The 13656-nt window shown below is 61.1% G+C and carries 13 protein-coding genes and 1 pseudogene; 8 read left to right on the top strand and 6 right to left on the bottom strand.

The genetic code is table 11. From position 1 onward, the window contains the following. Nucleotides 1-205: 205 nt before the first annotated feature. Both HWV67_RS32255 and HWV67_RS32250 read left to right on the top strand, forming a co-directional pair. A pseudogene (locus HWV67_RS32255) lies at nucleotides 206-1288 on the top strand (cache domain-containing protein); the annotation flags it as partial. 87 nt (nucleotides 1289-1375) lie between these two features. After that, nucleotides 1376-2143: a methyl-accepting chemotaxis protein gene (locus HWV67_RS32250; RefSeq protein WP_371929333.1), complete on the top strand. Its 768-nt coding sequence runs from the start codon at nucleotides 1376-1378 to the stop codon at nucleotides 2141-2143. Nucleotides 2144-2194: 51 nt separating this feature from the next. Here HWV67_RS32250 and lpdA read toward each other — a convergent pair whose 3' ends face one another. After that, complete coding sequence (gene lpdA, locus HWV67_RS24280; RefSeq protein ID WP_175653093.1) at nucleotides 2195-3595, bottom strand: dihydrolipoyl dehydrogenase; 1401 nt, start codon at nucleotides 3593-3595, stop codon at nucleotides 2195-2197. Between the two features lie 212 nt (nucleotides 3596-3807). Here lpdA and cfaB point away from each other — a divergent pair, with 212 nt between their 5' ends. Further along, complete coding sequence (gene cfaB / locus HWV67_RS24275) at nucleotides 3808-4992, top strand: C17 cyclopropane fatty acid synthase CfaB (RefSeq protein WP_175653092.1); 1185 nt, start codon at nucleotides 3808-3810, stop codon at nucleotides 4990-4992. A 10-nt stretch (nucleotides 4993-5002) separates the two neighbouring features. Here the strand turns inward: cfaB and cls are convergent, their stop codons facing one another. After that, the gene (gene cls, locus HWV67_RS24270; protein ID WP_095158882.1) at nucleotides 5003-6442 is read right to left on the bottom strand and encodes a cardiolipin synthase; all 1440 of its coding nucleotides are present in this window, start codon (nucleotides 6440-6442) and stop codon (nucleotides 5003-5005) included. Nucleotides 6443-6710: 268 nt separating this feature from the next. Here cls and HWV67_RS24265 point away from each other — a divergent pair, with 268 nt between their 5' ends. Next, the gene (locus HWV67_RS24265; RefSeq protein WP_175653091.1) at nucleotides 6711-7238 is read left to right on the top strand and encodes a DUF3617 domain-containing protein; all 528 of its coding nucleotides are present in this window, start codon (nucleotides 6711-6713) and stop codon (nucleotides 7236-7238) included. An 8-nt stretch (nucleotides 7239-7246) separates the two neighbouring features. Here HWV67_RS24265 and folE2 read toward each other — a convergent pair whose 3' ends face one another. Next, entirely contained in the window at nucleotides 7247-8134 is an 888-nt protein-coding gene (gene folE2, locus HWV67_RS24260) for a GTP cyclohydrolase FolE2 (protein WP_175653090.1), read from the bottom strand. Between the two features lie 75 nt (nucleotides 8135-8209). Continuing rightward, nucleotides 8210-8590, bottom strand: coding sequence for a glutamine synthetase (locus HWV67_RS24255; RefSeq protein WP_175653089.1), 381 nt, complete (start codon nucleotides 8588-8590; stop codon nucleotides 8210-8212). A gap of 117 nt (nucleotides 8591-8707) precedes the next feature. Here HWV67_RS24255 and zigA point away from each other — a divergent pair, with 117 nt between their 5' ends. From zigA to HWV67_RS24240, 3 genes are read left to right on the top strand one after another with little or no spacing between them, the layout of a single operon-like run. Next, nucleotides 8708-9916 (top strand): zinc metallochaperone GTPase ZigA, encoded by a 1209-nt coding sequence (gene zigA, locus HWV67_RS24250; RefSeq protein WP_175653088.1) that lies wholly within the window; start codon nucleotides 8708-8710, stop codon nucleotides 9914-9916. Then, entirely contained in the window at nucleotides 9916-10551 is a 636-nt protein-coding gene (locus HWV67_RS24245) for a DUF1826 domain-containing protein (RefSeq protein WP_175653087.1), read from the top strand. Before zigA ends, HWV67_RS24245 begins: the two co-directional genes overlap by 1 nt. Nucleotides 10552-10594: 43 nt before the next feature. Beyond that, a complete protein-coding gene (locus HWV67_RS24240; protein ID WP_175653086.1) occupies nucleotides 10595-11572 on the top strand; it encodes a CobW family GTP-binding protein in 978 nt (325 codons plus the stop codon). On the opposite strand, the gene HWV67_RS24235 is transcribed toward HWV67_RS24240, so the two are convergent. Next, nucleotides 11569-11961, bottom strand: coding sequence for a DUF3301 domain-containing protein (locus tag HWV67_RS24235; RefSeq protein ID WP_175653085.1), 393 nt, complete (start codon nucleotides 11959-11961; stop codon nucleotides 11569-11571). The genes HWV67_RS24240 and HWV67_RS24235 overlap by 4 nt on opposite strands. 118 nt (nucleotides 11962-12079) lie before the next feature. Here HWV67_RS24235 and pdxY point away from each other — a divergent pair, with 118 nt between their 5' ends. Beyond that, entirely contained in the window at nucleotides 12080-12952 is an 873-nt protein-coding gene (gene pdxY / locus HWV67_RS24230; RefSeq protein WP_095158890.1) for a pyridoxal kinase PdxY, read from the top strand. On the opposite strand, the gene HWV67_RS24225 is transcribed toward pdxY, so the two are convergent. After that, complete coding sequence (locus HWV67_RS24225) at nucleotides 12949-13440, bottom strand: acyl-CoA thioesterase (protein WP_175653084.1); 492 nt, start codon at nucleotides 13438-13440, stop codon at nucleotides 12949-12951. The genes pdxY and HWV67_RS24225 overlap by 4 nt on opposite strands. Nucleotides 13441-13656 lie beyond the last annotated feature (216 nt).

The raw sequence follows: 13656 nt of genomic DNA, 5'->3' as shown, positions 1-13656 counted from the left end.
CGCTGTAAATTCCCCGCCTCAGCCATTTTTCCGAGCAATTTTCCAGCACTGTTCGGGAAGTCTTGCGCCTGCAATATCAAATTGCCATTCTCCTTGTTCCTGCATCCTTTCGTAGAGAGATCGCGTTTGCCGCACTCGAACGGATAGCAGCCGGAACGTCTCAAAGAGCTCGCCAACACATGGCACGCCGTATCGGAAGTCATCCATGAATATAAAAAAGAAGCTGACGTGTGCATTCGGCGTAATCGCCGTCATCCCGGTGGCGTTGATCGCCTGCCTGGTGGTTTACAACCTCAATGAACAAGCCAGAACCGGCTTCGTGGATACCTCCAGCCGGGAGATCCGGCAGATCGACAATACGGTCAATGTGTTTCTCGATTCCATCGCTCAGAACGTCGCGCAGTGGGCCGACGATCCATTGGTCGTCAATGCCAAGGACTTGAAGGTTTACACCGGCGGCGACGCCCCGAGCATTCCATTACCGGAAGGCAGCCGCCTGTTGCTCGAGCACTTCACCCGTTACGCCAAGGCGCACCCGAATACCGCGTTCGTCTCGATGGCCCGCAGCGACGGCCAGTATGTGGCCTGGCCCGATGAGCCGGGCCTGAAAAACTACGATCCGCGCCAACGCCCCTGGTATCAAAAGGCGCTCGCCAACCCTGGCAAGGTTTCCCGCACCGGCGCGTACCTGTGGGGTAATGAAGCGTTGATTTGCACTGTGCGCACGATTCACGGCCCCTCCGGGGAAGTGGTCGGGGTGATGGGGACGGACGTGTCGCTGGCACAATTGGCCGGATTCATTGGCAAGACCAAGCTCGGCGAAAGTGGCTACCTGATGCTGGTCGAGGACACTGGTGCGGTGCTGGTGGACCCCAGTAACCCGGCGCATGCCTTCAAGCAACTCAAGGACCTCGGCGGCGACTACGAGCGTTTGGCCAGCACCAGCAAAGGCCTGATCGAAGTGGACTTGGGCGGCAAGCGCTACATGGCCAATATCTGGACGTCGCCAACGCTGGGCTGGCGCTTTGTCGGCCTGATCGAGAAAAGCGAAGTGATGGCGGATGTCACGCGCCTCACCTGGACCATCGCGGTCATCGCCTTGGTGCTCGCCGGCCTGTTCGCGGTCCTGGGTGCTGCGTTCGCCAACCTGATCGTCAACCCGATCAAGGGTGTGGCCGGCAGCCTTGAGGATATCGCTCAGGGTGAGGGCGATCTGACGCGCTCGCTGCAGGTGAAGGGCAATGACGAAACCGCCGCGCTTGCTGGCTGGTTCAACCAGTTCGTCGAGCGTATCCGCGCGCTGGTGCAGCGCATCGGCAATGCGTCTGCCGATCTGCAAAGCGCTTCGGAAACCAACAGCCGCGTCGCTTCGAACATGGGCGATGCCACTGGCCGCCAGCGTCAGGCGGTGGAACTGGTATCGACGGCGTTCAATGAGATGGTGGCCACGGCCAACGAAGTGGCGAGGTCGTGCAGCAATGCCGCGTCGTCCGCCGATGCCGGTCAGCGTCAGGTGAGCGCCGGCCAGCAGCAGATCGAGCAGGCGACCAGCAGCGTTGCCCGCCTGAGTGAAAACCTGCAGCAGTCCACCGAGGCGATGCAGGAACTCGAACGCGAGAGTCAGGACATCAACACCATCCTCGGCACCATTCGTTCCATTGCCGAGCAGACCAACCTGCTGGCGCTCAACGCGGCCATTGAGGCGGCACGGGCGGGCGAGCAGGGGCGCGGTTTTGCGGTGGTCGCCGACGAAGTCCGCGCCCTGGCCAAACGTACCGCCGACTCCACGGGTGAGATCGACGGGCTGCTCGGCGGTCTGGCCCGGCGCGCCCAGGATGTGACCCAGCAGATGCACAGCAGCCTGAGCATGTCTCAGCACAGTGTCGGTTGCATCCGCGAAGCGCGGGACAGTTTCGACGATATTCGTGCGTCGGTGGACGCGATTCGCGACCAGAGCAATCAGATCGCCACGGCCGCGGAGGAGCAGCATCAGGTGGCCGAGGACATCAACCAGCACATCATCCAGATTCAGGCGGATGCGCAGTTGATCGAGGAGCTTGCGGGTTCCGCGCAGGCGGATTCGCGGCAGTTGAATCAACTGTCGCAGGGGTTCCTCGGTTTGGTGTCGCGGTTCAGGACCTGAGGTCTCATCGCTGGCAAGTCGGGTGCTCCCGCTTGCCAGCGATGAGCGTGTTCAGATCTGCATTGCCATGCCGTCAACGTTCATTGCTGCCTGGCGCAGGGCTTCCGAACGCGTCGGATGCGGATGACAAATCAGTGCGATGTCTTCCGCTGAGGCGGCGAACTCCATCGCCACGCAGTATTCGCCGATCATCTCGCTGACGCACGGACCCACCAGGTGCACGCCCAGAACCTGATCGGTCTCGGCGTCGGCGATGACTTTGGCGAAGCCTTCGGTCTCGTGGTTGATCTTCGCCCGGCTGTTGGCCATGAACGGGAATTTTCCGACCTTGTAGGCGCGACCTTCCGCCTTTAGCTGCTCTTCGGTCTTACCGACAGTGGCCAACTCCGGCTTGGTGTAGATCACGCCGGGGATCAGGCCGTAGTTCACTTCGTGCGGCTTGCCGTGGATGCGTTCGATGCAGGCGATGGCTTCGTCTTCGGCTTTGTGCGCCAGCATCGGCCCGGAGGTGACGTCGCCGATGACCCAGACGCCCGGCACGCTGGTGCGGTGGCCCTGGTTTTCCAGCATGCCGCGTTTGTCTGTCTGCAGGCCGACGCTGTCCAGGCCCAGGCCCTCGGTGTACGGACGACGACCGATGGCCACCAGCACGTAATCGGCTTGCAGCGTCTGGGCTTCGCCGCCGGCGGCGGGTTCCAGGGTCAGGCTGACGCCGTCGGCCGACGGGGTGGCCTGGGTGACTTTGCTACCGAGCTTGAAGGCCATGCCTTGCTTGGCCAGGGAGCGTTGCAGGGTCTTGGCGGTTTCTTCATCGATGCCGGGGCAGATCCGGTCGAGGTATTCGATCACGGTCACTTCGCTGCCCAGCCGGCGCCACACCGAACCCAGTTCCAGGCCGATCACGCCAGCACCGATCACCACCAGGTGCTTGGGCACTTGCGGCAGCGACAAGGCGCCGGTGGAGTCGATGATGCGCTGGTTGTCGATGGTCACGCCGGGCAGGGGAGTGGGCTCGGAGCCGGTGGCGATGACGATGTCCTTGGCGGCGTAGTCGCTGACGTTGCCCTGGTCATCGGTGACCTTCACCTTGCCGACGCCATCCAGGCGACCCCAGCCCTTGATCCAGTCCACCTTGTTCTTGCGAAAGAGAAACTCGATGCCTTTGGTCAGGCCGGTCACGCTCTCTTCCTTCTGCTTCATCATTTGCGCGAGGTTCAGGCTCGGCTTGACCTCGATACCGAGGTGAGCGAACTCGGCGCCACTGGCCGCTTCGTAGAGCTCTGATGCATGCAGCAATGCCTTGGAGGGCATGCAGCCGACGTTCAGGCAGGTGCCGCCGAGGGTCGAGCGACCCTCGATGCAGGCGACGCTCAGGCCCAGTTGTCCGGCGCGAATGGCGGCGTTGTAACCGCCGGGGCCGCCGCCGATGATGATGACGTCGTAGCTTTTCATTGTTGTGCTCCCGGATGAGGTATCGAAAGTGGCGCCAAGGTTAGTCGCTCAGGCGATGAATTGTATACAATTTACGGCTTGTTTTTACACAAAGCTAATTCCGCTGAATGGTTTCGATAGGGTCAGACTATGGTCCTAATAGCCTGAAAGATCTTACATATGAACTACCCTTTTCCCATGACGTCCTACGAATGTATGGGAGGGTCCACTTCATGCTTGTGCAACTTCCACCCGCGCTGCAAAGCCTCCATCTGCCACTTCGCTTACGGCTCTGGGATGGCCATGAGTTCGATCTCGGTCCCCAGCCGCAGGTAACCATTCTGGTCAAGGATCCGACGCTGATGAGTCAGCTCAGCCATCCGGGCCTGGATGAACTGGGTACGGCATTTGTCGAAGGCAAGCTGGAACTGGAAGGAACCATCAGCGAGGTCATCCGCATCTGCGATGAACTCAGCGAGGCGTTGCTCAAGGATGAAGAAGACGACGTACCCGTACGCAGCGAGCATGACAAGGCCACCGACGCGGCCTCCATTTCCTACCACTACGACCTGTCCAATGCCTTCTACCAGCTCTGGCTGGACCCGGACATGGCCTACTCCTGTGCGTATTTCAAGAATGCCGACGACACCCTGGAACAGGCCCAGCAGCACAAGTTCGAGCACCTGTGCCGCAAGCTGCGCCTCAAGCAGGGCGATTACCTGCTGGACGTAGGATGTGGCTGGGGCGGGCTGGCGCGTTTCGCCGCGCGGGAGTACGGCGCCAAGGTGTTTGGCATCACCCTGAGCAAGGAGCAGTTGAAGCTGGGTCGCGAGCGGGTCAGGGCCGAAGGGCTGCAGAAGCAGGTTGACCTGCAAATCCTCGACTACCGCGACCTGCCACAGGATGGTCGTTTCGACAAAGTGGTCAGTGTCGGCATGTTCGAACATGTCGGTCATGCCAATCTCGACCTGTATTGCCAACGCCTTTTCGGCGCGGTGCGCGAGGGTGGACTGGTGATGAACCACGGGATCACCGCCAAGCACCTCGACGGTCGTCCGGTGGGGCGTGGGGCCGGAAACTTCATTGAGCGCTATGTGTTTCCCCATGGGGAGTTGCCGCATGTGTCGATGATCAGCGGCTCCATCAGTGAGGCCGGGCTGGAAGTGGTGGACGTCGAAAGCCTGCGGCTGCATTACGCGCGCACGCTGAAATTCTGGAGCGACAATCTTGAGGGCCGGCTCGAAGAAGCGTCCGCCATGGTCCCGGAAAAAGCCTTGCGCATCTGGCGGCTTTATCTGGCGGGCTGTTCTTACGCGTTTACCCGCGGCTGGATCAATCTGCATCAGATCCTCGCGGTCAAACCCAGAGCGGACGGCAGTCACGACCTGCCGCTGACCCGCGCCGATCTCTACCGCTGAGCGCCACTCGCTAAAGGATCGGAGATATCAGCCGCGCGATACGCATCCCCAGTTGTTGTAGACGGTGCGTATCGCGGCTGTCTTCCGGAGTGATTTCCCGGGCCTGGTCGAAGTCATTCACCAGCATCTGCTCCACCGTGGTAGCGAACTCCGCGTCGATCGTCACCAGCATGATTTCGAAATTCAGGCGGAAGGATCGGTTATCCAGGTTGGCGCTGCCAATCGCGGCGACGTCGTTATCCACAAGCACCACTTTCTGATGCAGAAACCCCGGTTCATACCGGAACATCCGCACGCCGGCGCGCACCGCTTCGAAGGCGAACAGGCTGGAGGCGGCGTAGACGATGCGGTGATCGGGGCGGGATGGGATCAGAATGCGCACGTCCACTCCACGCAGGACCGCCAGGCGCAACGCGGCGAACACCGCTTCATCAGGAATAAAGTAGGGGCTGGTTATCCACACCCGCTCTTGTGCCGCGTGGATGGCGTCGAGGAAAAACAGTGAGCAGGTTTCTTGTGGATCAGCCGGACCGCTGGCCAGGACCTGACAGAGCATGCCGTTTTCCGGGTAGGTATCCGGCAGGATCAATGGTGGCAATTTGCGAGCGGCCCAGAACCAGTCTTCGGCGAAGGACTCTTGCAAACAGGCCAGCACCGGACCACCCACCTGAACATGGGTGTCGCGCCAAGGCGATAGCCGAGGGTTGCCGCCGAGGTATTCATCGCCGACGTTGTGTCCGCCGACAAAGCCCGTTACACCGTCTACCACCACGATCTTGCGGTGATTGCGGAAGTTCACCTGGAAGCGGTTGAACCAGCCGCGGCGAGTGGCGAAGGCCCGGATATCGACGCCGCCTTCGCGCAGGACCTGACTGTAACGGGTGGGTAGGGCGTGACTGCCTACGCTGTCGTACAGCACATAGATCTTCACGCCCTCGGCAGCTTTCTTCAGCAGCAGTGCCTGAAGCTGACGGCCCAGGTCATCGTCATGAATGATGAAGAACTGCACCAGGACCGTATCGCGAGCCTGATCGATGGCATTGAAGATCGCCTTGAAGGTAGCCTGACCATCGATCAGCAGTTTCAGCGTGTTGTTCGCCAGGCACGGCATGCGACTGAGTCGGGGCAAGGCGCGCAGACCTGCATACGCGGGTGAGTTGCTGGCGGCCAAGGCTTCCTCGACCCAGGGGCGCCAGTTCAGGTCGGCCATGGCGATGTGCATTTCCTGGTTGGCCTGGCGTCGGGCCTGGATGTAGGCGTCGAAGGTACGACTGCCGAAGATCAGGTAGGGAATCAGTGTCAGGTAGGGGATGAACAGCAGCGACATCGCCCAGGCGATCGCCCCTTGGGCGGTACGCACGGTGAACACCGCGTGCGCGGCGGCAATCAGGCCGAGCAGATGAATTGCACCAATGAGGTAACCGAAGAACTGGGGGCTGTGGTAGTCCATGTAAGTCCTGCCGTCCGCAATCAGGGCCTAGGCTCTGTATGAAAAGCCTTGATACTCGGTGATGCTGCGTTGAAAACAGCCTCGGAATGCTCATTTACAATCCGTAAACTCCGCTTCCTCGGCTGTTTTCGCCTTGCCTGACCTTCGTCTCAAGGCTGTTCATACAGAGCCTAACAGACCATGTTCCGCACGTGTCTTGCAACCCGGTGGGCAATTTGTCGTCTAATCGGTAGTCCGGCACAGGGCCGGAATTTTCGGGAGTCATTAGATGAACATTCGCATGTCGATGCTGGCGCTGCTGGTTGGCCTGTCGAGTCCTCTGGTTCAGGCGCAGATGCTGCAACCGGGGTTGTGGGAACTGACCACCAGCAACATGCAGGTCGATGGCAAGGCGCTGCCTGACATGGACTTCATGCTCGGGCAGTTGAAGAACCTGCCGCCGGAGCAGCGCGCGATGATGGAAGGCGTGCTGGCCAAGCAGGGCGTTACGCTGGCGGGCAAGGGTGTGCGTTCATGTCTGACGCCAGAACAGGTGAAGACCGACAACATTCCTTTGCAGGACCCACAGTCGGGTTGCACCCAGCGGATCACCGAGCGCAATGGCAATGTCTGGAAGTTCGAGTTCAGTTGCCCCAAGGCGCAGGGCACCGGGCAGGCGCAGTTCCTCAGTGATCGTGAATTCCTGACCAAGGTTCATGGCACCTTCAACGCAACCGGCGCCCAGCAGCAGGGCAGCATGGACACCCGCGCGGTGTGGCTGGGAGCCGACTGCGGAACGGTCAAGCCGCGCAGCTAGGGCTCGCTTCACCAGTTCCAGTGACTTTGGGCGACAGCGTCGTGGGCGTGCAGGCTCTCTGCATGTTCCACGCGCAACTGGAAGCCGGCTACTGAGGGCACCTGCTGCAGGGCCAGGTTCAGGCGGCGGGCAGCGTCTTCGCAGAACATCAGGTTCTGACCATTGGCCAAGGCGAAGGCTTGTTCGTCGGCTCGTTTGACGGCGGTTTGTACCGCAGTGCCCAAAGCAGCTTCCGCCTGATCAATCACTTCGAGAGTTGGCAACTGGTCGCAGCCCTGCTTGAGCCGCACCCGCAACTTGGCTGTGCTGCGCTGGCTGTGGGGCGTCGCGACGATGCCCTGGGCGCTGCCGAGCCAGCTCAATACTTGTTCATGGGTCAGGTTGCGGTTGCCGAAGTCAGTGAGGAACTGTTGTTGAATCAACTGTCTGGCCAGCGCCGCCGAGCAGGGGCATGTTGAGGAATAGATCACCTCAGCATTTAGTTCCACGTGGAACATTTCGTCTTCCAGCCGCGCATCGATGACTACTGGATAGCGCTTGAAACCGGATTCCGAACTGACCAACGCCGCGCGCTCGAGCAGCACGTCGAAGCGGAGGGTGAGCTGTGCGCGGGTGGAAAGGCCTTCATGGCTGCCGAGAAATTGCCTGAGTACGCGACGGATCAGGGGAACTGAAAGCGGTGCGTCCTTGAACACTGCGAGCGCTAGATACAGGCGAGACATGTGAATGCCGCGTGATGTGCCATCGCTCAGGTTCACGCCCGCGTCTGCGGTCCCATGAAGGATTTGCTGATCCAAACGCAACGGAAGCGCGATGCCACACATGCCAACCCATTCCAGCGGCAGGGATTGCTGGCTGGCTTGTGCGGCAATATCAGGGAGGGTCAGGGCGGTCATAGTGCGAGCCGTCAGTGAAGAGGTCGCAATAAGTTACATTATAACAATTCGAATGCCAGCACTTTTTGATTCGCCTCACTGGCAGCCGCCGAGTCGGTTGCAGCGCAGGCTGAAGCGCTGACCGCTGGAACTGGAGACCCGGTTGAGGGTGGTCCAGCCCACTCGCCGGCTGTATCCGACCCAGGCTTCGCCGTCGCTGGCGATGCCGGTATAGAAGGTCAGTTGGCCATAGCGGCTGTTGGTCTGAGCCCAGCGGCGCTCGCTCGGTGCATCGTAGCCGCGCAGGTAGGTTGTCGCGCCTTGGGTCTGCACGCTGTAGTAGCTGCCCTGACGATCGGCGCAGGCCAGCAAGTTGGCGCTGCGGGTGCAGCTTGCCGGCTCGCTGCGTGGCATGGCGTCGGCGCCGCCGGCGATACAGAACAAGGTTATCCATAGCAGGTGATTCCGTAACGTCATGAGTGCCCTCTCGCTTTGGACGTGGACAGGCGGTTGATGAAAGTGCATTGTTATAATGTAACAATAAGCCAATGCATCGTTCGAATGCACTTTGCCGCCCCGATGAGGAACCGCGCCATGCCCGATCGTCTTCCCGTAACCGTGCTCTCCGGCTTTCTTGGTGCCGGCAAGAGTACGGTGCTCAACCATGTGCTGCGTAACCGCGACAACTTGCGGGTCGCCGTGATCGTCAACGACATGAGCGTGATCAATATCGACGCCACCGAAGTGCAGCGCAACGTCAGCCTCAATCGCACCGAAGAAAAACTGGTGGAGATGAGCAACGGCTGCATCTGCTGCACCCTGCGCGAAGACCTGCTGGAAGAAGTCAGCCGCCTGGCGGCGGAAGGCCGCTTCGACTATCTGCTGATTGAATCCACGGGGATCGCCGAACCGCTGCCGGTCGCGGAAACTTTCACCTTCCGCGATGACCAGGGCCGCAGCCTGGCCGAGATGGCGCGGCTCGACACCATGGTCACCGTGGTCGACGGTTTGAATTTCCTCCGTGACTATCAGGCGGCCGAGAGCCTGGCGAGTCGTGGTGAAATCCTGGGCGACGACGACGAGCGCTCCATCAGCGACCTGCTGATCGACCAGGTGGAGTTCGCCGACGTGATTCTCTTGAGCAAGATCGACCTGATCAGCAGCCATGACCGCGAAGAACTGAGCGCAATCCTGCGCCGCCTCAATGCGCACGCGCGAATCGTACCGATGCTGATGGGGCAGGTGGACCTTAATACGATCCTCGACACCGGCCTGTTCGACTTCGACCGCGCATCCAGCGCGCCGGGCTGGCTGCAGGAATTGCGGGGCGAACACGTGCCGGAAACCGAGGAATACGGCATCGCTGCCAGCGTCTGGCAAGCCCGGCGCCCGCTGCATCCGCAGCGTTTTTTCGACTTTATCCACAGGCCCTGGAGCAATGGCCGCCTGCTGCGCTCCAAAGGCTTCTTCTGGCTGGCCAGCAAATACCAGGAAGCGGGAAGCTGGTCGCAGGCTGGCGGCATGATGCGCCATGGTTTTGCCGGGCGCTGGTGGCGCTTTGTCCCGAAAGCACAATGGCCACAGGACCCGGAAAGCACTGCAGCGATCCTCCAGCAATGGGACCCGGAATCCGGCGACTGCCGTCAGGAACTGGTGTTCATCGGTCAGCACATCGACGTGCCGCGCCTGCATGCCGAGCTCGATGCCTGCCTGCTCAGCAACGCTGAAATGGCCCTCGGTGCAAGTCGCTGGCGCCAGCTGCCGGATCCGTTTGGCGCCTGGCATGAAGAGGAGGTGGCCTGATGCAAGTGGCCGAAGCACTGGCGCCTGTGCGCCAGGTATTTGGAGAGACGCCGATGGCGCTGACCGAGGCCCTGCTCGACGGCGTCAATCTTGCGGTATGGCAGCGGCGCTTGCCGGCGCATATCAATGACTTCGCCACGCTGTTGTTGTCGTTGAATGAGCCGTTGGCTGAATCCTTCACTTTGACGATCGGCAAGGACGGCCAGATGCCACCGCTCGATGGCGTGGCCAGTGCTTACACGGATCTGGCCGGTCATGACGGCTTCATCGCCGACTTGGCCTGGCTGATCGATGCCTATGCCTGCCTGCTCGGCGCCAAGAGCGTCGGTGTTCGTCTGCGCGCGCTGGAGCGGGCCATGTGCCCGCGGTTTCATGTCGATCATGTGCCGTTGCGTTTGATCACCACCTACGCCGGGCCGGCCAGTGAGTGGCTGGAGGAAGGCGCGGTAAATCGGCAGCGGCTGGCGCAGGACGAAGTGGACAGCGCCGATATCCGGCAACTGGCCTGTGGTGATGTGGCGCTGTTCAAGGGCGAGAAATGGCTGGGTAACGAAGGCGCTGGCGTGGTCCACCGCTCTCCGGCGCTGGCCAACGGCGAGCGACGTTTGATACTGACCCTTGACTGGCTGGTGTGAGCGCGGAGCATAGTGCTGAAATTTCCCGCTGAAACGGCTCTCCATGCTGAAGAACATTCCCACCCATCTGATCGCCGGCCCGCTCGGGGCCGGGAAGACCAGCCTGATTCGTCACCTGCTCAGCCAGCGTCCGGCTGATGAACGCTGGGCCGTGCTGATCAACGAGTTTGGTCAGATCGGCCTGGATGCGGCGCTGCTCAGTACTGATGACGCGGGCGTGAGCATGGGCGAGGTAGCTGGCGGCTGTCTCTGCTGCGTGAACGGTGCGCCGTTTCAGGTTGGTCTGGCCCGGTTGCTGCGCAAGGCGCGGCCGGATCGCCTGTTTATCGAACCTTCCGGGCTGGGGCATCCGGCGCAATTGATGGCGCAGCTTCGATTACCACCGTGGCAGGGTGTATTGGCGGTGCTGCCGGCAGTGCTGGTGCTCGATGCCGAAGCGCTGGCCGCCGGCGCTGAGCTACCGCCGGCGCAGGCACAGGCGTTGACCGACGCTGGCTTGCTGGTACTGAACAAAGCATCGGTTGTGGATGACAAAAGCCGCCTGTGGATAACCTCGAAACTGCCTTCAGTTCCGCTTTTCTGGACAGATCACGGGCAGGTGCCGCTCGATGAACTGCCATCCAGCCCGCTCTGGGCAGTGGATAACTCGGTTGTGGATAACCTTTTGCCCAGCGGCCCGCCTCCAGTTACCGCGCTGTGGACGGATATTTCCCAGCCGATATGCACTTATCAACAACTCCCGGAGGGCTGGAGCATCGGCTGGCGATTTCATCCACAGCAAACGCTGGAGAGGGCGCAACTGCAGCAGTTTGTGGAAAAGCTCGACTGGCGTCGGGCCAAGATGGTGGTGCACGGCGCGCAAGGCTGGTGCTCCGCCAACGCCGTGGCGGGGCAGGCGCTGGAATGGCAGGAAAGTGCCTGGCGGCGGGATTCACGGATCGAACTGATATTCGATCAGGCCCAGGAACCCGCGGCGCTGGAGCGGCAGATGCTCGCTTGCCGCTTGCCTGTGGATAATTAATGACGCGAGCGGCTGTGTTCTTGGCGCCACTGCTTCATTTCGATCACGTTGTCGCCATGCACGGGCGGTTTGATCTCGAAAGGATACGGCGCGAGTTCGATCTGCACGCTGTGGGCACCGAACTGGGTGACCGTCCCCGGGTGGCGCTGCTCGCCGGTCACGGTGAATTCGAAGTTATACACACGCGCCAGCCGTTTGCGGCCATTGGCGTCGCGGACGAAGCCGATCTTCTTCAGCGCGACGTTGCCGTCGAGCAGCTCAAGATCGAGCTTCGCGCAGTGTTGCTTGACCCGCTCCAGCGCCTTTTCCCGCAAGCCGTGGTTGTGCCACAGCCACGCGCCCGCCGTGGCGAGCAACATCAGCACCAGGATGTTTTCGAGGGTAACCATCTACACATGCTCCAACGAGGTGTGCCCAGCTTAACTGCCGCCCCGGTCTGTCGTACAGGTGGCATTTGGCGCCATACTGCGCGCCTTGTTTGTCATTCAACCGTTTTGGACGCCCTGCATGAAACGTACGCCGCACCTGCTCGCCATCCAGTCTCACGTTGTGTTTGGCCACGCCGGCAACAGCGCCGCGGTGTTCCCGATGCAGCGGGTCGGGGTCAATGTCTGGCCGCTCAATACGGTGCAGTTCTCCAATCACACTCAGTATGGCCAGTGGACGGGAGAAGTGCTTGCTCCAGCTCAAATTCCCGCGTTGGTGGAAGGGATTAGCAATATCGGTGAGTTGGGCAATTGCGACGCAGTTCTATCCGGCTATCTGGGCAGTGCTGCGCAGGGCCGCGCGATCCTCAGCGCGGTAGCGCGAATCAAGGAAGCCAATCCGCGCGCGCTGTACCTTTGCGACCCGGTGATGGGCCATCCGGAGAAGGGCTGCATCGTCCCGGCCGAAGTCAGCGATTTTCTTCTGCGCGAGGCCGTCGCGGCCGCCGATGTGCTCTGCCCGAACCAGCTCGAGCTGGACAGCTTTGCCGGTCGATCCGCCGAATCGCTGGAAGACTGCGTGGGCATGGCCCGTGCACTGATGGCGCTCGGACCGAAGGCGGTACTGGTCAAGCACCTGTCCTACCCCGGCAAGCTTGCGGATGACTTCGAAATGTTGCTGGTAACCGAAGACGGTAGCTGGCATCTGCAACGCCCGCTGCTGGCGTTTCCGCGCCAGCCGGTCGGTGTGGGTGACCTGACGTCCGGCCTGTTCATCGCTCGGCTGTTGTTGGGCGATAACTGGGTGACGGCCTTCGAATTCACCGCTGCGGCAGTGCACGAAGTGCTGCTGGAAACCCAGGCCTGCGGCAGCTATGAGTTGGAAGTGGTGCGGGCCCAGGATCGCATCGTGCACCCACGGTTGCGTTTCGAGGCCCGGCGTCTTTCGGTTTAGATCGAGTCGAGATCGACCTTGAGCTCCTGGTAACGCTTCTCCAGTTCCTGACGGATCAGACGGCGCTGCTTGCCCTGCAGGAAGCGTCGTTTTTCTTCGCTGTTTTGTGGCTGGCGTGGCGGCACGGCCACGGGCTTGCGGTCATCGTCCACCGCGACCATGGTGAAGAAGCAGCTATTGCTGTGGCGTACCGAGCGCTCGCGGATATTCTCGGTCACCACCTTTATCCCGACCTCCATCGAGGTGTTCCCGGTGTAGTTGACCGAGGCCAGGAAGGTCACCAGCTCACCGACATGCACCGGCTCGCGGAACACTACCTGGTCCACCGACAGGGTCACGACGTAGCGACCGGCATAGCGGCTGGCGCAGGCGTAGGCCACTTCGTCGAGGTACTTGAGCAGGGTGCCGCCGTGGACATTGCCGGAGAAGTTGGCCATGTCGGGGGTCATCAGGACGGTCATCGATAGCTGGGCGTTTCCGGGTTCCATAATCTGCTCACGGTAAGGTTGCGCTGAGGCGGGGTGGCGCGGTTTGTCCATGCTTCTTTCCCCTATGAATTGCCATCTTGAAAACGGGACGCTGACACCTCGCCTCTCGTCACGCGTTTCATGCCATTTGCGGTGATGGAAGTGCCGATCTGTTTCTGCATATTGCACGACCATTTTGCAGCAGTCGTCGGTGATAACCTCCAGAAACGACTTTGT

This window comes from Pseudomonas sp. Marseille-P9899 (assembly GCF_903166565.1).
Taxonomy (GTDB): domain Bacteria; phylum Pseudomonadota; class Gammaproteobacteria; order Pseudomonadales; family Pseudomonadaceae; genus Aquipseudomonas; species Aquipseudomonas huaxiensis.
Note: the sequence above shows the minus strand (reverse complement) of the source record. Positions and strands in the feature narration are given on the sequence as shown.